The following is a 24,063-nucleotide window of genomic DNA, read 5'->3' on the forward strand; positions in this document are numbered from 1 at the left end:
TAAAAGGAAGAGGGTGGATTCGAAAGTGACTGGCGTGATATTAGCACTTATTGTAACCGTACTGGTCGGCTTTTTGATTGTGAAAAAGTATAAGCCGCAACCTGTTCTCGTCATGGGCGGGATGATCCTGATGCTCTGTGCGGTCGGTTTCCATTTGGGAACGATCTTGCCGGCGAAAGAAAGTACAGGAGCCGTGTTCTTCGACTTGTTTGAATTTATCAAGAAGACATTGAGCACGCGAGTTGCCGGATTGGGTCTTAGCATCATGGCGGTGGGCGGATTTGCCCGTTACATGGACCAAATCGGCGCCAGCAAAGTGCTGGTGCAGCTGGCGATTAAGCCGTTGCGCAAACTGAAGGCTCCATACGTGATGCTTTCCGCTTGCTTTCTGATGGGACAATTCCTCGGTCTGTTCATTAACAGCGCGTCCGGACTCGGCATGCTGCTGATGGTGACGATGTTCCCTGTCTTGGTCAGCTTAGGCGTCAGCCGTCTGTCCGCTACGGCGGCGATTGCGACGACGATGTGCCTGGACTGGAGCCCGACCGATCCCGGCAGCGTGCTGTCGGCGGAAAAAGCAGGCATGAGTATCGGCGTGTACTGGCAGGAATATCAGGTTCCGGTCGCGCTTACGGTCATGGCGGCTGTTGCCGTTCTTCACTACCTGGTACAGCGTTGGTTCGACCGTCGTGAAGGTCACAAAGTCGAGATCATTGCTCCGGCCGCAACGCCGGCCGATGCGGAAAAACTTCCGCCGGCCTGGTTTGCTTTATTGCCGATGGTGCCGCTGATCCTGATCTTGACGTTCACGATGGCCATCAAAGATATCAAGATGGATCTGGTCAATTCGATGCTGATCAGTTTGTTTGTCGCGATGGCCTGCGAATTTATTCGCAGTCGCGATCTGAACAAAGTGTTCGCCGACATCCAAGTTTTCTTTGACGGCATGGGCATGCAATTTGCTGCAGTCGTCACGCTGGTGGTTTCCGGTGAAGTATTCGCGCAGGGCCTGCGTTCCGTAGGCGCGATTGACAGCATCATTAGCTCGGCGCAAAACGCCGGCTTTGGCGCTTCCGGCATGATCTTGGTCATGGTCGGGATCATTGCGGTTTGCTCCGTCGTTATGGGCTCCGGCAATGCGCCGTTCTTCGCGTTTGCGGCATTGGCGCCCGTCGTGGCGGCTAAGATGTCGATTCCTCCGGTCTTGATGCTGTTGCCGATGCACTTTGGCGCCAGTATCTCACGCGCCGTGTCGCCGATCACGGCGGTCATCGTTGTTACGTCCGGCATCGCGGGCGTATCGCCGTTTGATTTGGTGAAGCGAACTGCAATTCCGATGGCGGGGGCGCTGATCGTCAACGTGGCTGCGACATTCGTATATTTTTATCGTTAAACGATCGAAAAAATCCTCGGGCATTTTTTGCCTGGGGATTTTTTTTGCTCTGATTTTCTTATATTAGAAATAAATTTGAGTTGCAAGAAATATATGTGAATTTAATGGTTGCTATCAGTTGCGTTTTTGAGGATAATAAGGGGGAGAGAAGAGAGACGGTTTTTAGCTTTGGAAGATAGCTGATGGGGTTGAATGAAGGAGCAGTGTTGGCAAATGAGAGTACTGATGTTGAATGAAGTCAAAGAGAATATGATTTTAGAAGAATCTATCAGCAGCCCGGACGGCAATATGGTCTTGGGACAGGGCACCGTCTTAACTACGCACTGGATTAGTCGGATGAAGGACTGGGAAATTGACCGGATTAAAGTTACGCTGCCGAAAGCCGAAGAGGCCTTTGACGTTGAAAATTTAGGTGATATGCTAAAAGATTTGTTGACGAGCAGTCGGGATACTGCGCCGAAGCAGCAAAGCGGTTTAGCAAAATTTAAAGAGACCCGTGATATTATCAAGAAAGACTTGCAGCGCGTCTTTGTACAAACGCGTTACAGCGGCGAGGTGCCGATTGCAGAAATGCAGCGCTTGACGCTGCTGATCGTGCAAAAGCTGCTGCCGATCAAGGGCGGCATCTGGTATGTGCATGAACCGGGGCGCGGTGAAGAATATTTATATCGTCATGCGCTCGACGTAGCGGTCTATACCGGTTTATTGGCGACCTGGCTTGGGCAGTCGGAAAATGAAATCAAAGAAGCGGTCTATGCCGGTCTCTTGCACGATATCGGCAAGAGCCAGGTATATCATGAAATATTGACGAAACCGGAAAAATTGAGCGTCAAAGAGACGATGATGGCCAAGGTGCATGTAACGCACAGCTATCGTCTGTTGAATGAATTGCCGGGCGTACCTCCTCATATCTCGAATGCGATTTTTCAGCATCATGAGAGACTGAATGGCGAGGGCTATCCGCGCGCGTTGTCTGGTGAGGCCATTTCGCCATTGGCGAGAATGCTGGCGATTGCCGATGTCTATGATGCGCTGACCAGCGATCGGCCGTATCGTAAGGCGATCTCGCAGCTCAGTGCGGCACAGGTGATGTGGACACAGGAACGAAGCGGACTCGATGAACAGCTCCTGATGCTCTTCATCGGCAAGATCAGAGAAAGTTTGCTTAATGAGGAAGTCATCCTGAACGATGGTCGGCGCGCCAAAATCGCCGTGTTTCCGGAACTGCCGGAAACGAAGCCAATCTTGGAACTGGCGGATGGAACGATGGTCAATTTGGCGACGGATTCGCATCTTTCGGTGAAGTCCTGGCTCTGGCCAGATGGGGCTGTTATCGCCATGCCTGGCGACAGTCCTGGAAAATAGGGCTTTTCTCAAAGGCCGTTTTATGATAAAATTCATTCCTGTATATGGTAGGCCGGATGGTCTGCAAAGAGTGTCGCCCCGGAGGGCGAAGCAGGAGGAATGGTAGAATGGATTTATGGTTTACAGAGTTTCAGACGAAGAATCTGGGCATGAAGGTTCGAGTGAAAGAAACCTTGTATATGGGAAAATCACAGTTTCAGGATGTGGCTGTGATTGATACCGAGCAGTTTGGGCGTATGTTGGTGCTTGATGGTGTGTTTCAGACATCGATTAAGGATGAGTTCACCTATCACGAAATGATCGCCCATGTACCGATGCTCACCCACCCGAACCCGAAGCGGGTCTTGGTCATTGGCGGCGGCGACGGCGGTACGATCCGTGAAGTCGTGAAGCATGCCGCGCTGGAAAAAGCGGAAATGGTGGAAATTGACGGCGTTGTGGTCGAAGTTTCCAAACAGTTCCTGCCGGAAATCAGCGAAGCCTTGCTGAATAACCACCCTAAGGTGGAACTTAAAATTTGCGACGGCATCCAACATATGAAAGATGCGGACGGGATCTATGATGTGATCATCGTTGATTGTTCGGATCCGATCGGGCCGGGCGAAGGACTGTTTACCGGCGCTTTCTATAAAGACGTCTATAAGGCTCTGAAGCCGGACGGCTTGTTTGTTCAGCAGACGGAATCGCCGTTTTTCCATCAGGAGTTGATTCGTTATCTGCACAAGGAGATTTCCGCCCTTTTCCCAGTCACGCGGATGTATCTTAGCAATGTGCCGCTCTATCCGGGCGGAATGCATTCGTTTACGATGGGCTCGAAAAAATATGATCCATTAGCGATCGAAGTGCCCGAAACTCCATTTGCCACGCGTTATTACAACAAAGACCTTCACAAGACTTGCTTTAGCCTGCCTGGTTTTGTCAAAGATTTGACCGGCAGCAAATAGAAATGAAAAAGACAGCTGCGTTTTTAATAACGCAGCTGTCTTTTTCATTTCTATGCGAGTGCTTCCGGATTCAGTCCGGCAAGTTCGTCAATTACGAAACGTCCGTCTTTGCGGATCAGGCGGTCATCGAACCAAATTTCGCCGCCGCCGCATTCTGCGGTCTGGATGCAGACGAGATCCCAATGCACAGCGGAGCGGTTACCGTTATCGGCGGTTTTGTATGCGTTGCCCGGTGTAAAGTGAAAGCTGCCTTTGATTTTTTCATCGAATAGCGTATCTTTCATTGCCGTCGTAATATGCGGGTGGATGCCGAGCGCAAATTCGCCGATATAGCGGGCGCCGGGATCGGTGTCGAGGACTTGATTGATGCCTGCCGTATTATTGGCGCTGGCTTTGACGATTTTTCCCTCTTTGAATTCGAAGCAGATGTTTTCATAGGTGACGCCCTGATAAACAGACGGCGTATTGTAGGATAGCGTGCCGTTGATCGAATCCTTGACGGGTGCGGTGTAGACCTCGCCGTCGGGAATATTGCGCAAGCCGCAGCATTTGACGGCGGGAATGTCTTTGATCGAAAACGCCAGATCGGTGCCGGGGCCGACGATGCGCACGCGATCGGTCTGGTCAAGAAGCTTAACCAGCGGCTCCATCGCCAGCGACATTTTTTGATAGTCGAGATTGCATACGTCAAAATAAAAATCAGCGAAGGCTTCGCTGCTCATGTTGGCCAGTTGCGCCATTGCGGCGTTAGGGTAACGTAAAACGCACCATTTGGTCTGGTTCACGCGCAGTTCGGAATGAACCGGGTGCCACCAATGACGTTGGTATAGGTCCATTTGCGAGCCTGGCACATCCGACAATTCACTGGCGTTGAAACCGGCACGCAGGCCGATATACGCATCCATTTCTTTCATACGGGCGGCTTCCCAAGCGGCGATGCTGTCGAGTTGTTCGCTTGTGGCGCCAAGCAGCAGGGCGCGTTGGATCGCATTGTTTTTGATGGTTACGAACGGCAGACCACCAGCCTGATAGGCTTCTGCCACAAGGGCCTTGACCAAAGGAAGTCCGTCGTCGTAGACTTCGATCAGCACTTTTTCGCCCGGCTGCAGTGATACGGAATAGTGGATTAGGTTTTTAGCAAGTGTCTTGATACGGGGATCCATAGCAATTCCTCCTTTTATGACAAACGAGTAACACTGACTCTAGTATAGTAGATAAGTCCTGATTTTAAAATGCAGTTTTTTTATGAAAACCTATTGCGATTCTTTGTGCACTTTGCTATAATTATCAATGTCGTTCCTCGGTAGCTCAGCTGGTAGAGCAATCGGCTGTTAACCGATCGGTCGTAGGTTCGAGTCCTACCCGGGGAGCCATGGCCCGTTGGTCAAGCGGTTAAGACACCGCCCTTTCACGGCGGTATCAAGGGTTCGAATCCCTTACGGGTCACCAATATTGCGGGGGATTAGCTCAGCTGGGAGAGCGCCTGCCTTACAAGCAGGATGTCGGCGGTTCGATCCCGTCATCCCCCACCATAACGAACAAGCTTTTGGATAGCATCCGAAAGCTTTTTTTTAGTGCAAATGAGCTTAAACATCACTAATTTGTCGAGTTTAGGCAGAAGATAGCAGGAAATGACGGAAAGTTGACGAAATTTTCATTCGTAGGGATGTGAGGTGTAAACGGTGGAAAATGGCGTGAGTCGCAAGACAATGATACGGTTGCTTTTGCTGGTACTTGGAATTGCGCTGCTCTGCACGATGGCAGTGCAGTTTTACAATAGCCAATATCGGCAGGTTATGCGTCAGGAACGCGTGCGTTTGCAAACGATGCAACGGCAGATCGAAGCCGAAGTGGCGATGCGCTTGATGGCGCTGCAGACTTTGGCCAGCGATGAAGGGATCTGGGAACTGGAGCCGCAACATGTGGCTAATGGGCTGAAAAGGCCGCAGCAATTATTAGGTTTTTTACATATGACGATCTACAATCGGGCAGGAACCATTTTGGCGCAGACGATGCCTCCGACTGCGCGCGCCAATGTCGATGATGATCGACAATATATCGATTTGGTTTTAAAGAATGGGCGTCCGATGGTCACGGAACTGCGCCGTGACAAGGTGACGGGCGCGAATTATTTCAGTTGGTTGGCGCCGATTTTTGATGCGCAGCAAAAAGTCAATGGCGTGATCATCGCGGACATGGCCGCGCAGGAAATGACGCGCTGGCTGCCGGAGGACAAGCTTGTGCCGGGTGAGCACTTGTTTGTACGCGATGACCAGGGCCAGTTCATCTATCATCCGGGTAATGCCGCGCCGCAAAGCGAGCAAGAGGCGCAGTGGCTGACGCAGGATCAGGGATTGGCGCTTCGCCTCGGAAACGATGGAACCTTGATCGTTCGCCGAGTGGAAGAGGAAAGGCTTTACTTATATGCGCATCTCGAGAATGCGCCGTGGCAATTTGTTTTGGCATCGACGATGCAGCGGATTTATTTGCAGGTTTTTTGGCAATCCATCTATCAGGTCGTTTTCTTTCTCTTGGTCATCGTCTTGATCCTCTTATTGTACCGGTATTTGCAGCAGGGGCAGCTTTATGAGGAAAACATGCGGCGCATGCGTTTGGAGCGCTTGCTGAGCGTAAATCAAATGGCCGCCGGACTGGCGCATGAGATACGAAATCCCTTGACCACAATCAAAGGTTTTGTTCAACTGCGGCTGCAACGTTCCAAGCTGCAAGGCGAACAGGATGAGCATTTCCAAATCATTCTTGGCGAGATTGAACGTCTCGACAAATTGGTCGGCGAGTTTCAACAATTAACCAAGCCGATGGAAAATCCGCGCTTTGTCCGTTTGGACTTAGGACGATTGGTGACGGATGTGCTCTTGCTGATGGGGCCGCAAGGCGTGGCGAAAAAGGTGAGGATCATCGTCAAGCCGATGGGGCTGCCGTCCGGCGCGCCGGTCTATATGGACGTCGCGGATGCGCTGACTGCCCGTCTGCGCTGTGAGATCATCGGCGACGAAAGTCAGTTGAAGCAGGTCGTCATCAATCTGGTGAAGAATGCGATCGAGTCGGTTGATGAAGGCGGTTGCGTCGAGGTCGGCGTAGGGATGCAGGAGGGGATGGCCGCTCTTGTCGTGCGTGACGACGGCGCGGGCATGACGAGCGAAGTCGTCGCGCGGCTCGGCACGCCGTTCTTTACGACAAAGAATGACGGCAATGGCCTGGGGCTGTCCATCAGTTATAATATCGTCGAAAATCATGGCGGACGCGTAGTCGTGAAAAGTCAGCCGGGACGAGGTGCGGTTTTCATCGTCCTGTTGCCGTTGGCTGACCGATAAGAAAAACCCGGTTTGCAGCATCCAAGAGGAGGCGTGCAGACCGGGTTTGCCTTTAAAAACCTAATTCTTCGCCGATGATGATGACGGAGATGTCGCTGCTTAACGGTTGTTTATGCAAGATCGACGTGATCGTGCAGATCCGGCTGGCGCCTTGGCAGTCGCTGCATTGGCCGGTGGTCACGCAAGGATTGGGGCGATTAAGACGCTTGTTGTTGAGCGGTGCAGCCAAAAGGCGAATGCGTTCCTGTGCGGCAGCTATATTCGGTACGATCTTGTTCGCGCCGGTTACGACGAAGACTTTGCCGGGGCCGAACGTCATTGCTGCGACGCGGTTTCCGGCGCCGTCGACGTTGACCAGTTCGCCGTTTAACGTCAGAGCATTCGTACTGGTGAGAAAGATGTCACAGGTCAGTTGCTGACGGCGAATGGCTAAACTTTCTTCCGGACTCAAGCCGGGCTTGTTGTGATTCAAGAGGTGCTGGCCGCGTTCTTCCAGGGCGGCGATCAGGCCGATTTCCTGCAGCGTCCACGAACCGGCAACGCCGACAGTGGCCGAAAGCGGGATCGCTTCCAAAAGTTCGGCGACGGCCGGAGCGGCTGTCGCGTGGTAGCAGGCCTTAAAGCGATTGGCTTGCAGTGCGCTCACGGTACGAAGCGAAAGTGTTTCATTATGCCAGGGTTGAAATGGATTCATGGCGAAACCTCCTTGTAAATTACAATGCTTTTTATGCTAAAGGTTCGCAACAGCAGAAGAATAATCCTTCCGACGAAGGGGCATTGCGAAAAAAGTAACGAAAAAAACAGGAATTAATGCTTTAGTTGACGTATTATCTAAATTTATGGGGTGATGCGAGTGCAGTTAGGACAGCTGAGAATAACTTTGGTCACATTTACGGTGATCTTGGCGGTCGGCATAGCCGGAATGATGCTGATAGAACACTTGTCGTTTATTGATGCGACATATATGGCGATTGCAACGGTGGCGACCGTTGGTTACGGCGATATTGTGCCCAAAACGATTCCCGGAAAAATTTTCACTTCACTTTTTATTTTAGCCGGGGTTGGTATGTCGTTATATACGTTTACATTGGTCGTCAGCATGTCCATCGAAGGACGTTTAAAAGATATTTTTGGGAGGAAAGAAATGGACAGACGGATTGCCGGATTGCAGAATCATATTATTGTTTGCGGCGCGGGACGGGTTGGCTCGAATGTCATTAAGAATCTGCAGCAGGAAGGCCAGACGTTTGTGGTGATTGAAAAGGATCAGGAGCGCTTTGACGGATTATGTGAACGGAAAATCCTGGCGATCCACGGCGATTCGACGTTGGATGAAGTGATCCTGCGCGCCGGATTGATGAATGCGCAGGGGATCATAACGGCGCTGTCGCATGACGCGGATAATGTGTATGTGACGCTGACCGCCAAAAGCTTGAATCCCGGCATTCATATTGTAGCGCGGGCCGATCGGCCGGAAGCGGAAGAAAAGCTGCGCCGCGCGGGTGCGGACACGGTCATCTTCCCCTCGGTCATGGGCGGGCGGCAAATGGTGTCGGCGATGACGCGACCGGTCATCACGGATTTTGTCGAAAACCTCTTTTACAATCAGGATCTGCATATGGACATCGCAGAGATTGTAGTTAGTATGGATTCTGAATTGGTGGGCAAGACATTTTTAGAAAGCGACATTAAAGGCCGCTACGATTCTATTGTTGTCGCGATCAAGCGGGGCGATCAGGTGATCACCAATCCACGCGCCAGCGATATCATTTGCGGCGGCGACATCATGATCGTATTGGGGCAGCGGGAACCGTTAAGCCGTTTGAATCAACTGGCGGTCGGACATTCGGCCGGTTAAGGAGGAGAATGGATGGATGCGAAGCAGAGAAGGCAAGAATTACTTCGTTTATTAGAGAAAGCAACGACTCCGCTTACCGGAACGCAATTGGCGCGCGAATTAGGCGTCAGTCGCCAGGTTATTGTCGGTGACTTTGCACTCTTGCGAGCCACCGGTGCGGAAGTATACGCAACGCCGCAGGGCTATTTGCTGCCGAAGCGATCCGTCGCGCAAGTGGTCTCGGCGACATTGGCCTGTAAGCATGCCCGGGAGCGGCTGCATGAAGAGTTGGCCATCATCATCGATAACGGCGGTAAGGTTGTCGACGTCGTGGTGGAACACCCGCTCTACGGCGAGATCAAGGCGACGCTGATGCTGTCGACCCGGCGCGAGCTGAATCAGTTCCTGGCACAGCTTTCCGAGAGCAATGCCGAGCCGCTGTCGGCGATTACCGACGGCGTTCACCTGCATACGGTGGAAGTTCCGGATGCAGAGACATTGGAGCGGATAAAGCACGAGTTGAAAGAAAAAGGAATCTTACTGAACTGAATAAGAAGAAGGCGCGTCGTCTCGAACAAGCGAAGAACTTGTCCAGAGACGACGTTTTTCTTTTCTCTCAGGCAAGATGTCTTGTCAGCGCGGCGGAATAAGTCTATAATATGACAAGATAGGTGTAAAGACAGCTTGAGAATAGAGGCGAAGAAAAGAATGAACCAAGAGATGCAAAAAGAAATTGAGCTCTGGAAGAAAAAACGCCGTGCGGTGATTTTCGCTCATTACTATCAGCGGCCGGAAATTCAGGCTGTGGCGGATCTGGTAGGCGATTCGCTGGAACTAGCGCGCGCCGCGGCAGAAACCGATGCAGACGTAATCGTACTCTGCGGCGTTCATTTTATGGCGGAAAGCGCTGCGTTGCTTGCATCCGAGAAGCAAGTGCTGCTGCCGGAGGCGGGCGCAGGCTGTCCGATGGCGGATATGGTGACGGAAAAAGCGCTGGCCGAATGGAAAGAAAAAAATCCAAAGGCGGTTATTGTAGCCTATGTTAACACGTCGGCTGCCGTCAAGGCGCTTAGCGATATTTGCTGTACCTCGGCGAATGCCGTCAAAGTAGTGGCTTCGCTGCCGGACGAACAAGAGGTTCTGTTTTTGCCGGATCGCAATCTCGGCGGCTATGTCATACGCCAGACAGGAAGAGAGATGGAACTTTGGCCGGGTTGGTGCAACACGCATGAATGGGTGACGCAGGAGGATGTGTTAGCGGCAAAAAAAGCGCATCCTGGCGCTCTTGTGCTGGTTCATCCGGAATGTTGCGCCGCGGTCGCTAATTTGGCCGACCATATTGCGAGCACAGCCGGAATGGTGCGTTTTGCCGCGGCGAGTGCAGCGACGGAATTTATCGTCGTTACGGAGTCGGGTATTTTAGAGCGGTTTAGTAAAACCTGTCCGGAGAAATCATTTTATCTGGCGACGCCCAAACTGGTCTGTCCGAATATGAAGCTGACGCGTTTGTCGTCGGTACTGCGTGCGCTCGAAACCATGAGTCCGGTCATTCGCGTTTCGGAAGACCTGCGTGCACCAGCGCTGACAAGTTTAACCAGGATGTTGAAACTGGGGTGAGCGGATATGGAGCGACGCTATTTGCGGAATTTCGATTTGCGGCAAATCGAGCAGGAAGAAACGATGTGCCTAATCATCGGTGGCGGCATCGCCGGGCTTTGGGCGGCGTTGGAACTTGCTCGCGCCGGAACGCAGGTTACCGTAGTCGTTAAAGGCGGCGGCAAGGACAGCAACAGTTATCATGCCCAAGGCGGCATTGCCGCTGCCGTCGGTGAGGATGATTCGGCGGCGCTTCATGCGGCCGATACGCTGATAGCCGGGAGCGGTCTGTGCGATCCGGCGGCGGTCCGCCTGGTGACGCAAGAAGGGGCGGCGGCCATTCGCGCTTTGTCTGCTGCGGGCGTTTGCTTTGATACGGCAGACGGCAGCTGGCAACGCGGTCGCGAAGGCGGGCATAACCGCCGCCGCGTCTTGCATGTCGACGGCGATGCGACAGGGGCGGGCATCATCCGGCAACTATGGCGTCTGGCGGAGGAACACCCGAATATTAACGTTGTGACGTCCTGCATCGCGGTGGATTTGCTGCGTGAAGGCGGACGCTGTTGCGGCGCGCTGCTGCAAAGGGACGGAGCGGGTTCCTTTTCGGCGGTTTGTGCGGCCAACACGATTTTAGCGACCGGCGGCGTGGGGCGTCTCTACCGTAATACCAGCAATCCGGAAGGTGCGACCGGAGACGGGGTTGCGATGGCTTACCGGGCCGGAGTTCAGTTGACGGACTTGGAGTTTGTCCAGTTTCATCCGACGGTGCTGGCCTCGCCGCATGCGCCTTCTTTTTTGATCTCGGAGGCGGTACGCGGCGAAGGGGCGCGGCTCGTGAACGGCGCAGGGCAGTATTTTATGACGGGCGTTCATCCGTTGGCGGAACTTGCGCCGCGTGATGTGGTTGCGCGGGAGATGCATCGCCAGCGTTTTGTATTAAAAGAAAGCGTCTTCTTAGATGCGACGCGTCTGACCAATTGCCAGGAACGATTTCCGGGCATTTATCAGACCTGCAAGCAATGGGGCTTTGACATGAAGCGCGACTTGCTGCCGGTAGCACCGGCGGCGCATTATTGGATGGGCGGCATTCGAACCGATCTGATGGGGCGCACCAGTCTTCCCGGCCTCTATGCCTGCGGCGAAGTGGCCTGCAGCGGATTGCACGGCGCGAACCGTTTGGCCAGCAATTCACTGCTGGAAGGCATTGTGCTCGGCGGACGGGCAGCGGCTGCAATTGGACGGGAACGGCAGCTTCAGCAGATAAAACTTACGACCTCGTCCCAGGAAGCGTTAACGTCGTTGAGCGACGGAGATTGGCGGCAACAAATCAGTGCTTGCATGGAAGAACATGTCGGCGTGGCGCGCAGCGCTGCGTCGCTACGAAAAGGCGTGCAGTTTCTTACGCAAACCGCGCAGGCGCTGCGCAATGTTAGCGCGGACACGGCGCAGGCCGTCGAAGCTTGCAATATGCTGACGGTGGGACGGCTGATCGCGCTGGCGGCGCTCTGGCGGCAAGAAACGAGGGGCGGGCATTGCCGGACGGATTATACGCAAACGAACGGGAAACCCTATCATGCGGCGCTTTATTGGCGCAGAGGAGGCGGGCGAAGATGGAGACAGGGAAATTGAAAAGCATGTTGAACGCATGGCTGGAAGAAGACATCGGACACGGCGATCTGACGAGCGAAAGCATTGTCCCGGTCAGTTTGCGAAGCAGCGGCGTCATTCATGCCAAAGCGGCGGGCGTGATCGCGGGACTGGATTTGGCGGCGGAAGTGTTTCGTCTGCTCGATCCGGAAATTGATTTTCGCTCTCGGGTCAAGGACGGCGACGCAGTCGCTGCAGGAACTGTTTTGGCGGAAGTTTACGGTTCGGCGCGGGCTCTGCTGAGCGGCGAGAGGCTGGCGCTCAATCTGCTGCAGCATCTTAGCGGCATCGCGACAAAGACAGCCGCCTGGCAAAAAGAATTAGCGGGAACGCAGACCAAATTGACGGATACGCGTAAGACGCTGCCCGGTTTGCGGCAACTGCAAAAATACGCTGTGCGGGTCGGCGGCGGTTCCAATCACCGTTTCGGTTTATATGACGGCGTATTGATTAAAGACAATCACATCAAACTGGCCGGAGGAATTGCAGAGGCTATCCAAGCGGCGCGTGAGCGTGCGCCGCATACGATTAAGATCGAGGTGGAGGTTGAAACGCTGGATGGCGTCGAAGAAGCGCTGGCAGCGGGAGCCGATATCATCATGCTGGATAACATGGAAATCGAAACAATGCGGCAAGCGGTTGCCCTCAATCGTGGGCGCGTGCTGCTCGAAGCATCTGGCGGCATTGACGGCAAAAAACTTGCGCAGGTAGCGGCGACGGGCGTCGATCTGATTTCAGCCGGCGCTTTGACGCATTCTGTGACCGGACTCGACATCAGTCTCGATATCGGCGAAGCGAAAGGGGGACGCTAAAGAGATGGCGTTAGTAAAAGAAAGGAGAGCGACGATGGATATTCTTAGTCGGATGGAGAGAATTCCGCTTGGACGCTTTCATTATCGATTATTGGCTTTTACCGGTTTCGGCTGGATGTTTGATGCGATGGACACCGGCATTATCGCCTTCGTCTTGCCGACGCTGGCGAAAGCGTGGGGCTTGAGCAGCGCGCAGATGGGCTATATCGGCAGCGCCGGACTGATCGGCATGGCGCTCGGCGCAGTATTGGCCGGTACGGCGGCTGACCGGATCGGGCGGAGGAATCTCTTCGCTGCGACGCTGGTGCTTTACAGCATCGCCACCGGACTTTGCGGTCTGGCCTGGAACTTCGAATCGTTGCTCGCGTTTCGTTTTCTCGTCGGCTTTGGACTTGGCGGACAATTGCCGGTTGCCGTCACGCTGATGACCGAATACTCGCCGCCCGATAAACGCGGCCGTTTCATCGTCCTGCTGGAAAGTTTCTGGGGGCTTGGCTGGCTGGCGGCGGCGCTCGTCGCTTATCTGGTGATTCCTCACTACGGCTGGCAGGCGGCGTTTCTGATCGGCTCCTTGCCTGCGCTGTATGTGTTTCAGGTATGGCGCGGCGTACCGGAATCGGTACGCTATCTGGTGGATAAAGGACGTGTGCAGGAAGCACATCATTTGGTTTGCCAGTTGGAACAGGCGGCTGGTCTTGCCGTTGTGGAGGAGGCCGTGCTGCCGCCGAAACAGGAACAGACGCGTGCGGCGTTCAGCGATATTTGGGGACGCGCCTTTATCCGGCGCACATTGATGCTTTGGCTGCTTTGGTTTGGCATCGTATACTCCTATTATGGGATTTTTACCTGGCTGCCTTCGCTGTTGGTCGGACAAGGTTACACGGTGCTGAAAAGTTTTGAGGCCGTTTTATGGATGACGCTCGCGCAGCTGCCCGGCTATTTTGCCGCCGCCTACTTGGTCGACAAGATAGGCCGCAAACTGACGCTGTCCGGATTTTTGACCGGTTGTGCGCTTTGCGCGTATTTCTTCGGTCAGGGCGGCAGCGAAACGATGCTCCTGGTTTGGGGCAGCCTGATGTCCTTTTTTAATCTCGGTGCGTGGGGCGTCGTTTATACCTACACGCCGGAATTGTATCCGACGCGCATCCGGGCGCTTGGTTCCGGCTGGGCCGCGGCAGTCGGGCGGATCGGCGGCATTCTGGCGCCGACGGTGGTCGGCTATATGATTGCCGGACAAGGCGGGTTTGAAAAAATATTTGCGATGTTCACAGCCGTGATGCTGGGCGTCGCGCTGATCGTGCTGCTGCTCGGCGAAGAGACAAAAGGACGGACGCTGAGCGAGATCAACAAAGGATAAAGAACCGGCTGCGTCCGCTTCTTTGAGACTGTTGAAAAAACGAAATCAAATGGGACGTTTTTACACGAAGAGCCGAAGAAGGGAAGATGGGAAGATTTTATTATTCTTCATTTCTTCCTACCGGGCCGATAGGATCGGCCCGCTTCGCTTCTTCGTGTTATTGTTTCTTTTTGTCCTGCTCTTCTTTTGTGTCCATTCTATTTTTCAATGGTCTAACCGGCTGCGGCCGGTTCTTTCTTTATCTGCGGCGAAGCTCCATGCTATAATCAAAGCAGGAAACGGAGGTGGGACGACGATGGAGCGTTTGCTTGCATTACTGGTGGATGATGACGTTAAGATCACGACGCTATTGTCCAGCTATTTTGAAAAAGAAGGCTTTTCTGTTCTGGTGGCGCATGACGGCCCGGGTGCGCTGGCGGAACTTGAGGCGAAACGGCCTGATATCATGGTGCTCGACCTGATGCTGCCCGGCATGGACGGGTGGGAAGTCTGCCGCCAGGCGCGACGAATCGGCGATGTGCCGATCATCATGCTGACGGCCAGGGACGACGAAGTGGATCGTCTGGTCGGGCTCGAGATGGGAGCGGACGACTATGTGACAAAACCGTTCAGTCCGCGCGAAGTCGTTGTGCGCGCCAAGGTGATCCTGCGCCGCACCCAGGGGAAGGCGGCGGAGAAGGAAAAAGAGAACAGCGTGCGCGTCAACGGATTGACGCTGGATCGCGATGCTTTCCGCGCCTGGTATGCAGAGAGCGAGCTCGAACTAACGCCGACCGAATTTCGCATCTTGGATCTCTTGGCATCGAGTCCCGGCCGCGTCTATAGCCGGATGCAAATTGTCGAACAGGTGCAGGGGTATGCGTTTGAAGGCTATGAACGGACGATTGACGCACATATCAAAAACCTGCGACGCAAATTGGCCGAACACAGCGGCGAACTGCAATTGATCCAAACCGTGTACGGCGTCGGTTACAAACTGGCCGGTGAAAACCATGCGTAGCATTTTGCACCGGATTGCCGGATTAATGTTCCTATCGATTGTTGCGACCGTGCTGCTCTTGGTCTATCTGGCGAACTATCAGATGGATCGCCAGTTCGGCGAATACCTTACCGTTCAACACGGACACATGCAGGAACGCATGGGCGGCGGTATGATGCTGGGACAAGGACAAGGACAAGGACAAGGACAAGGACAAGGACAAGGACAAGGACAAGGACGGCGCTTACCCGAACTGATCGGAGCGGCAGAGCAAAACTTCATGGAATCCTATCACCGCTCGCTGCTTTGGGTCGGAGCGGCTATATTAGTGATCGGCTTGGTCGGCAGTTACTTTGTCGCACGCAGCATCACCGTGCCGCTGCGCAGACTGAGCCGCGCGGTCGATGCGGTGGGGCAGGGACGCTACGGCGAACTGGTCAAAATACAAAGCGAGGATGAGGTCGGCCACTTGGGTGCGGCGTTCAATACGATGTCGCACAGCCTGGCCGACAACCAGAGACTCAGACGGCGGCTGCTTGCCGACATCGCGCATGAACTGCGCACGCCGCTGACGATCATTCAAGGCAATCTTGAAGGCATGCTCGAAGGCGTCATTGCACGCGACGACGCCCAATTGGCGTCGCTGCATGAAGAAGCGGCGCAGCTCGGTCGCCTGATCACCGATCTGCGCGATCTGTCGCTGGCCGAAGCCGGACAGTTGACGCTCGACATACAGCCGATCCGTATCGAAGCGCTGCTTGGCCGGGCCGTCGGTATGCTTGCGCCGCTGGCCGAAGAAAAAAGCATCACTCTGCTCGAACGATACGAAGATAACCTGCCGCTGATCCGCGGCGACGCCGGACGCTTAAACCAAGTCTTGTATAATTTGCTGACCAATGCGCTGCGCTATTCGCCGTACGGCGCGTCGGTCGTCGTCAGCGCGGCGCTTATCACCAAACCGCAGGCGCGCTGGCTGGAAATTGCGGTCAGCGATCAAGGGCCGGGCGTTGCGCCAAGCGATCAACCGTACATCTTTGAACATTTTTACCGCGCAGATAAAGCGCGCGATAGAGAAAGCGGCGGTTCGGGACTCGGACTGGCAATCGCCCGCCGTCTGGTCGAAGGGCATGGCGGCTCGATCGGCGTCGAGAGCGAAGTGGGGCAGGGCAGCCGTTTCTGGCTGCGTCTGCCGGTTGCGTAATAAAGCGAAAACCGTTTCTGTTTATGCCAAACTACGCATAAACAGAAACGGTTTTTTATGATGAAACAGGAACTCGATTCTGCCGGAAAAATTCTTATTTCCTTCATACTCCATTCATACTCTTTCGCTATACTTAAGACAAGCGAAAGGGAGGTGACAATCATGATGATGGGATATGGCTTCGGCGGCCCGTGGGGCGTCGTAGGAATGGGAATCTCATTTATTGTTCACGGTTTGTTTCTCTTCCTCCTGATTTTGGCCGCGATCTGGCTCTTCCGTCAAGTGTTTCGCAAAGATGGCGACGGCGAAGCCACAGCGCTTGAAATTCTCAAACGGCGTTATGCCGGCGGCGAAATCGATCAGGCGGAATATGAACGAATGAAACTGGTCTTGCGTAATCCAGGATAACAGAAGTTCTTCAAAAAACATTCATCGGTTATTCACAATTGGAAGTTACTATTAGAAATATAAAGCGAAAAAACAGGAGGAAATGAAAATGAAAAAAGCATTCGTAATGGTATTGGCAGTGGCAATCTTAGCGCTGGGCAGCGTGATGGCGTTCGCGGCGACGCCGAATCCAATGCCGGCGGCTTGTCCCGGGCAGCAGCAAATGGTTGACCGCCTGGTGCAGGATAACGTTCTGAGCGCGGAAAAGGCAAATCAATTCGTCACGTACATGCAAGCCAACTGCCCGATGCTAAAGGGTGAAAATAAAAATGGCGGCGACATGGCGCAGCTTCACAAAAACATGATGGACAAAGTGGTGGCTGACGGCGTGCTGACCAGCGAAGAAGCAACGAAAGTAAATGAATACATGACCAAGAATTGCCCGATGATGAATGGCCATCACGGCAAAGGTCACATGATGATGGGCGGCGGCCAACGCGGCGGCTGCATGATGAACCAAACCAGCCAAACGAACCAATAACAGGCTCTTAAAAGCGCTTGTCAGGAATTTGCCTGGCAAGCGCTTTTATTATGTAATATAATAGCGGTAGAGTCGGTCGGTGCAAGAGGAGGCGGTAAAAAGGTGTTAATGTGGATGATCATCATCCTGGCGGCGGGATATTTATACTATACGCGCAAACAGGCAAAAGAGAGAGCGGCGCAGATGAAACGGAAGCCGACGGAAGATTACATTGAAGCCGAAGCCAAAGTCGTCGTTGAAATTCCTTGCTCCCAATGCGGCAAACTGGTCGAAGACGATTTTCGCCACTGCCCGTATTGCGGGCAAAAGATCAAATAAAGTACGGAAAGCATTAGACAGCTTAGCGATGTTATGTTATAATGCTATTTGTGACTAATGCTTACTGCGCCTGTAGCTCAGTGGATAGAGCACCGGCCTCCGAAGCCGGGTGCGCAAGTTCGATTCTCGCCAGGCGCACCATTTGAGAATCAAACCCTCCAGCAAATTTGCTGGAGGGTTTTTTGTGTTTGTGGGGCAATAGAGAAGTGGCTATAAAGGTATTTGCTAGTATGCAATTTTGGTGTGCGTAAAATAGTGTCAATGATAAAAAACAGCATGGTTTCGAAGGTTTGGCTACTTTAAGTGGAATAGTATTAAAAAGGCATATATGCATGCCTGACCCCAAGAGACCCCTATTCAGATGACGCTTGACACGTATAGTCATTTGATGCCGGATATGCAGGAAACGGCTCTTAAGGCATTACATTTAATGGATATGTAGTTATAGCAATGAGGTAAAAGACTCAATGATGGATAGTTAAAATTAAAAATGAATCAAATTTAATAAAACGCAAAAAAAAATGCAGGAATATAGGTGTTTTGGAAAGAAGTAAGTGTTAATTCCTTAAAAACGCAAAAAAAAAATGCGTATTTAAAATACTTTTAATAAGGTTTTTAGAGGAAGATTGTAAGGAGGAAATATTATGTTGTTAGAAAAAATTCGAATCGATGGTTTTAGAAATATTGTTGATACTACAATTGATTTCAACGAGTACATTTCAGCTATACTAGGATTTAATAATTATGGTAAAACAAATTTGTTGACGGGTATAGAATTTGCTAAAAATTTTATTGATAATTCACCTAAAACAAAAACTAGAATGATGAATGATTCTAATATGGTTCCTATCAATAATTTAACTGCGGATAAAGACTTTTCCTTTGGGATGGAATTTATTTCAAGTGAAACTGGGGAATCTGTGAAGTATTCCTTTTCTTTTGAGTGGGTTAAAAATGAGGAGCAAGGGGCTCGCATAAAAGAGGAGTCATTAAGTATAAAAGAAAAAAATTCATCTAAGTATAAAAACTATATAAAACGAAATTTTGAAAATGGTTATTATAGAACTACATTATCGGGGCGAGTAGATAATAAAATAGAGGTTAAAAAAAATGAGCTTATTTTGAATAAGCTAAGAGAACATGAGGATATTATCTATGCGAAGATATTGAAGGAAATTTTAAATGCTAAATTTGAAGTTAATTCTTTCTTCGGTATAGATGCAGCATTAAAAGGAATTGCAATTACAAATGGAAATGATGTTGATTTTAAATATACCTTTGATCGCGAAAATGGAGCAGATATTGCGAGAGTAATTTACAATATACAAAAGAACTGTCCAGATAAATATCAATTACTTATTAATTCACTACAGAGTTTGATCCCAACAATTGAAAAATTTGAACCTGTTTGCATAGATTTTAAAGAGCACTTTATGGCTAGTTTTGAAGCTGAACTTGAAGAGAAAATACCATTTAAAGTTCCGGAAAAATACTATGATATTCGAGTTAAAGAAAAATACAATAATCAGTCAACTAGCGTACAGTCATTGTCATCAGGAACAAAGAGGATCATAGTATTATTAACATCGGTAATTATAGCTGATCTCGAAAATGTTAAATTAATGTTGCTTGAAGAACTAGAAAATTCAATTCATCCATACTTATTTCAAAACTTATTGATAATTTTAAGTGAAATTGCCAGTAATTGCCGAATATTAATCAGTAGTCATTCACCATACTTGGTAAGATACCTTGACTTAGAAAATATTTATGTTGCGGTTCCATCGAATTCTGGTTTAGCTAAGTTTAGAAAAGTTAAAAAATCTATGCGTAGAAGTTTGTATAGAAACGCGGAAGTAAGTGATATGAACGTAGGAGACTATCTCTTTGATTTGCTTATTGAAAGTGTAGAAGATCAATCAGATATTTGTCATTACATAGATTGTGATTGAGAAGAAAGGAGTAGTATGGCGAAAAAAACAAAGCAAAATATTAAAAAAGGCATAGTTATTTTTGTTGAAGGTGAAACAGATAAGTTTTTTTATGAAGCTCTTTTAATTTATTTTAAAACTATCTCAGAATCTGAAATTATAGTAGAAAAACCTTTAATATTTAATCTAAAAGGTGTAGGTAATTATAATGCCAAAGCGCTAAGTAAGTTTAAGAAGGATTGTGTAGAAAAATATCCAGACGTGAGTTTTACAGTTTTTTGTGCTTATGATACAGATATTTTTGAATATGCTGTAAAGCCAGCAGTTAATTGGAGTAGGGTTGAAAAGATTCTTAAGGATAGTGGTGCAAAAAAGGTAATTCATTTAAAAGCCAAGCGTAACATAGAAGATTGGTTTATGCTTGATAGTGAAGGTATATGTAGATATTTAGGTATGAAATTAACTACGGTAACTGGGAAAGATGGATTAGATAAGATTAAAAAATTGTTTAAACAGAAAAATAAAGTTTATCAAAAAGGATCTTATACAGAAAAATTCATCCCATATTTAGATTTAAGCCTTTTGTATCAACAACTTCACACTACTTTAGAGCCATTAAAAAAAGCTTATCAATAATGATTGCTTTCATTATGAAAGATTTCCCGAGTTGCAATCGGATCAAGGGAGTAAGTTGCTTTTTCCGGTCTGAAATTCTCATATGAATTGGAACTGAAACGGGCAGATCTTCGAAAGAACAAAGAATACATAGTTAATTAGGAGGACAATACGCCATAAAACTGCTTGGGAAGAGCAGACTGAATAAAAATAGCTCTAACCCTAAAGTGTTGATATTACTGACTCCGTGGACTCCGTAATATTATGTAAAATCGCCCGGTATGTACTCCGAAGCCGGGTGCGCAAGTTCGATTCTCGCCAGGCGCACCATTTGAGAATCAAACCCTCCAGCGAATTTGCTGGAGGGTCTTTTTGCGTTTATGGGGAAATAAATAGAGAGGCTATAAAAATTTGCGACTCTGTACGGCTCTGTAGTTTTGGCGTGCTTAAAATAGTGGCAATGATAAAAAACAGTATGGTCTCGAAGGTTTCAACTATTTAAGTGGAATAGCAAAAAGACATATATGCATGCCTGACCCCGAGAGACCCGAAAGGGCGGAATTTTTTCGGGTTATGAAAACAATGAAGTCATCCCCTTGTTTGGATGAAAAAGGAATATAGACATGAATGATCCTAAGAAAAAAGCGAGCATCTGCCCCGGATATTTCATGAGTTTACAGAATATAACTGATTTTTGATTTTTTTGGAAGGATTTTGATAAAGTGGTGTGAATATATTATGACAGAACAAGTTTTGAAAAGTGATAAGTTATAAATAGTAAATAGAAACGTCTTCTTATCGTTTGGGAAAAGCATAGAAAATACTAAGAGAGAATGCGGTGAATACTATGCAAGATAATCGACGAGATTTTACAGAAAATGAAAAAATGCTTCTGCATACAGAAGTAAAAGGAAGATGTCCTCTTTGCGGCGATATATTAACACATGCAAAAAACAATAAAATTAACAAAACATTTGAAGTTGCACATATTTATCCGGCTAATCCACGACATGATGAAGTGGTTTTATTGGCTAATGAGGAAAGGTTAAGTGCTGATGTGAATGATATGAAAAATGTAATTGCGGTATGCAGAAAATGCCATAGGATTTTTGATACTCCGCGTACTGTTGAAGAGTATAGGAAATGGTTTCGGCTTAAGAAAAAACTAATTCAAGATGCAGAAGTGAAAAGCGCATATGCAGTGTTCAATATCGAGCATGAAATTCGATTCGTATTAGAAAGACTTAATGAACAGTTTCTGGAATCAGAAATTGTTCCGCTAAGTTATAATTCATTAAAAGTTGACCAAAAGGCAAACAATACGCTGCCTTACGTGATTAAGCAATCAATAAAACGTGATGTAGTGGATTACTTTGACTACGTTAGGAGAATTTTTATTGAAATAGATAAGAATACACCATATAAATTTGATACTTTAGCGGCTCAAATAAAGGGATTTTATAGTAAGTGTATGCAAATAAATCAAAATCAAGAATATGTATATAATGCATTAGTTGACTGGATAAACGAAAAGACCGACTCATATTCTCGAAAGTCATGTGAAATTATTGTTGCCTACTTTATTCAAGATTGCGAGGTTTTTTCATGATATTACCTAATAAGCTAATAAATTTTCACGATAGTATAATGGGGAAATTGGTGTATATATTAGATGAAGTTATCACAGAAAAGCAAAATATTGCCTGTCTCTATGACAAAGTAAAGAATAATTTTGAAGATATAAACCAGTATATTTTGACTTTAGATGTTCTTTGTGTTCTTAAAAAAATAAGAATGGATGAGGAAAAGCAGGTGATTATATATGTTGGAAAAAATAATTTGTGATAAATTTGTTCAAAATGAAATTACATTTAAGCCGAGTCTGAATGCTGTTGTAGGAGATACGATTGCATCGAACTCTATTGGTAAATCCACGATGTTGATGATTATTGATTTCGTTTTTGGTGGGGAAGGCTATATTAATAAAAATCACGATGTAATAGATCATGTAGGACACCATGAATTCAAATTTGTTTTTAAATTTGAAGGGGAGAGGAAATACTTTAAGAGAGATACTGGTAATTACAAACAAGTGTCTGTCTGTAATCAGAATTTTAGTGTGGAGAAAGACATTAAGGTTGAAGAATTTACCAGTATATTGCAAGAAAAATATGCCTGTGAACTTGAAGATGTATCTTTTAGAGACATGATTGGGCGCTATTTCAGAGTTTATGGGAAAGAAAATTTAAATGAAAGAAAGCCGATACAATATTTTGAAAAAGAAGGAGCAGCCGATTCAATTATTGCACTCATTAAGCTCTTTGATAAGTATAAAATCATTAGAGAGTTTGAAAAGCAAATCAAAAAACTAAGTGATGAACGTGCTCTCTTGATTGCGGCGGCAAAACAAGATTTGATTCCACGGATGACAAGAACAATTTTCAATAAAAATGAAAAAAAGTTAGAAGATTTAACAAAACAATTAGAGTCTTTGAAATCAGAAATTGTAAGCACATCTGTAAGTCTTGAAGCCTTAATTTCAAACGAAGTTTTAGCTCTTCAGAAAGAGAAAGGTATGTTGTTGATCCAGGTAAATGTCTTAAAAAATAGATTAAATCGAACTCAAATTAATCTCAAAAATAAGAATGTAAATATTCAACCGGAACTTGACAAGTTAATTGATTACTTTCCGGATTTTAATGTTGAGGAAATAAGAAAAGTAGATATTTTTCATGAATCTATTACAAAAATTTTAAAAGAAGAATTAAAGGGCGCAGAAAAAGAGATTAAAATTCAATTATTGGAACTTGAGAAAGAAATTTTTCGACTTGATGAAGAAATTAAATCCAAATTGACAATAAAAAATGCACCTAAATTTGCAATTGATAAAGTCGTCGAGCTAGCAGCGCAAATAAAACAATTGGATGATGAAAACGGTTACTTTAAGAGGAAAGAAACCTTGGATGATAATATAGAAAGCGCAAGGGGAAATTTGGATTCTTTAAAAGCGAAAATTCTTGATGATATGTGTAGTCAAATCAATAGTAAAATGCATGAACTAAATAGGGCGATTTATCCAGATGCGCGACGTGCGCCGGAAATTAACATTCATAGTAATAAATATATTTTTAGTACTTATGGTGATACGGGAACGGGAACTGCTTTTGCAAATTTGATTACATTTGATTTAGCATTGTTGAGTTTAACTTGCCTGCCTGCGATTGCTCATGACTTACCTCTACTTAAAAACATTGAAAATACTGCAATGGGGAATATAGTTAAAATTTATAGTGAATCAAAAAAACAAATTTTTATTGCTATTGATAAGCTGAGCTCATACAGCGAAGAAACTGTAAAAATGGTCGAATCATGTAAGGTGTTGCAACTTTCAAAGGAGAAACTTCTTTTTACACAGAATTGGAAGCGGAGAAAGGAAAATGAAGTGTAGTTAATTTCGGTTACAATGAATAAGTATGAAGATAAGCTAAAAGCGTTTGTGCGAAACAATTGAATGGTGATTTTATAGCAATAGTCGTGGTATAAAAAAAATGGCGGTCTCTAAGAGACGCGGGGACAGTTTTTCATGCTTCGATCTTATGAAAAATAACGCTAGAAAAGAGGTGAGCGGACGTTAATCCGTTTACCTCTTTTTTGTCGTAATTCGTTTTTCGTGATTTGCGGCCTCCTGATCCCCGTCGCTGCGGTTTTTTCAGAACGTTACGTCCGAGGAGAGAAGGACATGGTTTGGCGGGCAAAAGAGCGGAGACGTGCGACAGGGATGTCGCACGCCAGCAGAGGGTCGACG

22 protein-coding genes and 4 tRNA genes are annotated in these 24,063 nt (G+C 48.2%); 24 read left to right on the forward strand and 2 right to left on the reverse strand.

Features of this window, described 5'->3' with window-relative positions:
- The first annotated feature begins 25 nt into the window (after nucleotides 1-25).
- The 3 genes from dcuC (at nucleotide 26) to speE (ending at nucleotide 3,702) form a co-directional block, all read left to right on the forward strand.
- On the forward strand, nucleotides 26-1,393 hold the full coding sequence (gene dcuC / locus QTL79_RS13720) for a C4-dicarboxylate transporter DcuC (protein WP_346355538.1): 1,368 nt from the start codon (nucleotides 26-28) through the stop codon (nucleotides 1,391-1,393).
- 213 nt (nucleotides 1,394-1,606) lie between these two features.
- Nucleotides 1,607-2,758: an HD-GYP domain-containing protein gene (locus tag QTL79_RS13725; protein WP_346355539.1), complete on the forward strand. Its 1,152-nt coding sequence runs from the start codon at nucleotides 1,607-1,609 to the stop codon at nucleotides 2,756-2,758.
- A gap of 107 nt (nucleotides 2,759-2,865) precedes the next feature.
- The gene (gene speE / locus QTL79_RS13730; RefSeq protein ID WP_346355540.1) at nucleotides 2,866-3,702 is read left to right on the forward strand and encodes a polyamine aminopropyltransferase; all 837 of its coding nucleotides are present in this window, start codon (nucleotides 2,866-2,868) and stop codon (nucleotides 3,700-3,702) included.
- A 50-nt stretch (nucleotides 3,703-3,752) separates the two neighbouring features.
- On the opposite strand, the gene QTL79_RS13735 is transcribed toward speE, so the two are convergent.
- Nucleotides 3,753-4,865 carry an aminopeptidase gene (locus QTL79_RS13735; RefSeq protein WP_346355541.1) on the reverse strand — a complete coding sequence of 371 codons (1,113 nt, stop codon included), beginning with the start codon at nucleotides 4,863-4,865 and terminating at the stop codon, nucleotides 3,753-3,755.
- Nucleotides 4,866-4,999: 134 nt separating this feature from the next.
- On the opposite strand from QTL79_RS13735, the gene QTL79_RS13740 reads away from it, so the two are divergent.
- The 4 genes from QTL79_RS13740 to QTL79_RS13755 all read left to right on the forward strand — a co-directional run bounded on the left by QTL79_RS13740 (nucleotide 5,000) and on the right by QTL79_RS13755 (nucleotide 7,037).
- Nucleotides 5,000-5,075, forward strand: a tRNA-Asn gene (locus QTL79_RS13740).
- A 1-nt stretch (nucleotide 5,076) separates the two neighbouring features.
- A tRNA-Glu gene (locus QTL79_RS13745) sits at nucleotides 5,077-5,151 on the forward strand.
- A 7-nt stretch (nucleotides 5,152-5,158) separates the two neighbouring features.
- Nucleotides 5,159-5,234 (forward strand) — tRNA-Val (locus QTL79_RS13750).
- Between the two features lie 150 nt (nucleotides 5,235-5,384).
- Nucleotides 5,385-7,037, forward strand: coding sequence for a sensor histidine kinase (locus QTL79_RS13755; protein ID WP_346355542.1), 1,653 nt, complete (start codon nucleotides 5,385-5,387; stop codon nucleotides 7,035-7,037).
- A 52-nt stretch (nucleotides 7,038-7,089) separates the two neighbouring features.
- Here the strand turns inward: QTL79_RS13755 and QTL79_RS13760 are convergent, their stop codons facing one another.
- Nucleotides 7,090-7,731: a lactate utilization protein gene (locus tag QTL79_RS13760; protein WP_346355543.1), complete on the reverse strand. Its 642-nt coding sequence runs from the start codon at nucleotides 7,729-7,731 to the stop codon at nucleotides 7,090-7,092.
- A 159-nt stretch (nucleotides 7,732-7,890) separates the two neighbouring features.
- Between QTL79_RS13760 and QTL79_RS13765 the strand changes: the two genes are divergently transcribed.
- From QTL79_RS13765 to QTL79_RS13845, 17 genes are all read left to right on the forward strand, one after another.
- On the forward strand, nucleotides 7,891-8,895 hold the full coding sequence (locus QTL79_RS13765; RefSeq protein ID WP_428845483.1) for a potassium channel family protein: 1,005 nt from the start codon (nucleotides 7,891-7,893) through the stop codon (nucleotides 8,893-8,895).
- A gap of 12 nt (nucleotides 8,896-8,907) precedes the next feature.
- Entirely contained in the window at nucleotides 8,908-9,423 is a 516-nt protein-coding gene (locus tag QTL79_RS13770) for a transcription repressor NadR (RefSeq protein WP_346355545.1), read from the forward strand.
- Nucleotides 9,424-9,582: 159 nt separating this feature from the next.
- The gene (gene nadA / locus QTL79_RS13775; RefSeq protein ID WP_346355546.1) at nucleotides 9,583-10,491 is read left to right on the forward strand and encodes a quinolinate synthase NadA; all 909 of its coding nucleotides are present in this window, start codon (nucleotides 9,583-9,585) and stop codon (nucleotides 10,489-10,491) included.
- 6 nt (nucleotides 10,492-10,497) lie between these two features.
- Entirely contained in the window at nucleotides 10,498-12,099 is a 1,602-nt protein-coding gene (gene nadB, locus QTL79_RS13780; protein ID WP_346355547.1) for an L-aspartate oxidase, read from the forward strand.
- Entirely contained in the window at nucleotides 12,081-12,929 is an 849-nt protein-coding gene (nadC, locus tag QTL79_RS13785) for a carboxylating nicotinate-nucleotide diphosphorylase (RefSeq protein WP_346355548.1), read from the forward strand. The genes nadB and nadC overlap by 19 nt, the downstream gene beginning before the upstream one ends.
- 34 nt (nucleotides 12,930-12,963) lie before the next feature.
- The gene (locus tag QTL79_RS13790; protein WP_346355549.1) at nucleotides 12,964-14,286 is read left to right on the forward strand and encodes an MFS transporter; all 1,323 of its coding nucleotides are present in this window, start codon (nucleotides 12,964-12,966) and stop codon (nucleotides 14,284-14,286) included.
- Nucleotides 14,287-14,581: 295 nt separating this feature from the next.
- Nucleotides 14,582-15,286 carry a response regulator transcription factor gene (locus tag QTL79_RS13795; RefSeq protein ID WP_346355550.1) on the forward strand — a complete coding sequence of 235 codons (705 nt, stop codon included), beginning with the start codon at nucleotides 14,582-14,584 and terminating at the stop codon, nucleotides 15,284-15,286.
- The gene (locus QTL79_RS13800; RefSeq protein WP_346355551.1) at nucleotides 15,279-16,466 is read left to right on the forward strand and encodes a sensor histidine kinase; all 1,188 of its coding nucleotides are present in this window, start codon (nucleotides 15,279-15,281) and stop codon (nucleotides 16,464-16,466) included. Before QTL79_RS13795 ends, QTL79_RS13800 begins: the two co-directional genes overlap by 8 nt.
- Nucleotides 16,467-16,628: 162 nt before the next feature.
- A complete protein-coding gene (locus tag QTL79_RS13805) occupies nucleotides 16,629-16,874 on the forward strand; it encodes an SHOCT domain-containing protein (RefSeq protein WP_346355552.1) in 246 nt (81 codons plus the stop codon).
- Between the two features lie 88 nt (nucleotides 16,875-16,962).
- Nucleotides 16,963-17,394, forward strand: a complete 432-nt coding sequence (locus tag QTL79_RS13810) for a hypothetical protein (protein WP_346355553.1) — start codon at nucleotides 16,963-16,965, stop codon at nucleotides 17,392-17,394.
- Nucleotides 17,395-17,502: 108 nt separating this feature from the next.
- The gene (locus QTL79_RS13815) at nucleotides 17,503-17,712 is read left to right on the forward strand and encodes a zinc ribbon domain-containing protein (RefSeq protein ID WP_346355575.1); all 210 of its coding nucleotides are present in this window, start codon (nucleotides 17,503-17,505) and stop codon (nucleotides 17,710-17,712) included.
- Nucleotides 17,713-17,778: 66 nt separating this feature from the next.
- Nucleotides 17,779-17,853, forward strand: a tRNA-Arg gene (locus QTL79_RS13820).
- A gap of 503 nt (nucleotides 17,854-18,356) precedes the next feature.
- Nucleotides 18,357-19,664 (forward strand): AAA family ATPase, encoded by a 1,308-nt coding sequence (locus tag QTL79_RS13825; RefSeq protein WP_346355554.1) that lies wholly within the window; start codon nucleotides 18,357-18,359, stop codon nucleotides 19,662-19,664.
- A 15-nt stretch (nucleotides 19,665-19,679) separates the two neighbouring features.
- On the forward strand, nucleotides 19,680-20,279 hold the full coding sequence (locus QTL79_RS13830) for a hypothetical protein (protein ID WP_346355555.1): 600 nt from the start codon (nucleotides 19,680-19,682) through the stop codon (nucleotides 20,277-20,279).
- A gap of 826 nt (nucleotides 20,280-21,105) precedes the next feature.
- The gene (locus QTL79_RS13835; RefSeq protein ID WP_346355576.1) at nucleotides 21,106-21,867 is read left to right on the forward strand and encodes an ABC-three component system protein; all 762 of its coding nucleotides are present in this window, start codon (nucleotides 21,106-21,108) and stop codon (nucleotides 21,865-21,867) included.
- Nucleotides 21,864-22,103 (forward strand): ABC-three component system middle component 7, encoded by a 240-nt coding sequence (locus QTL79_RS13840; RefSeq protein WP_346355556.1) that lies wholly within the window; start codon nucleotides 21,864-21,866, stop codon nucleotides 22,101-22,103. The genes QTL79_RS13835 and QTL79_RS13840 overlap by 4 nt, the downstream gene beginning before the upstream one ends.
- Complete coding sequence (locus QTL79_RS13845; protein ID WP_346355557.1) at nucleotides 22,081-23,706, forward strand: DUF2326 domain-containing protein; 1,626 nt, start codon at nucleotides 22,081-22,083, stop codon at nucleotides 23,704-23,706. Before QTL79_RS13840 ends, QTL79_RS13845 begins: the two co-directional genes overlap by 23 nt.
- Nucleotides 23,707-24,063: the final 357 nt, after the last annotated feature.

The sequence above is a fragment of the Azotosporobacter soli genome (genome assembly GCF_030542965.1).
In the GTDB taxonomy this organism is placed as follows: domain Bacteria; phylum Bacillota; class Negativicutes; order SG130; family SG130; genus Azotosporobacter; species Azotosporobacter soli.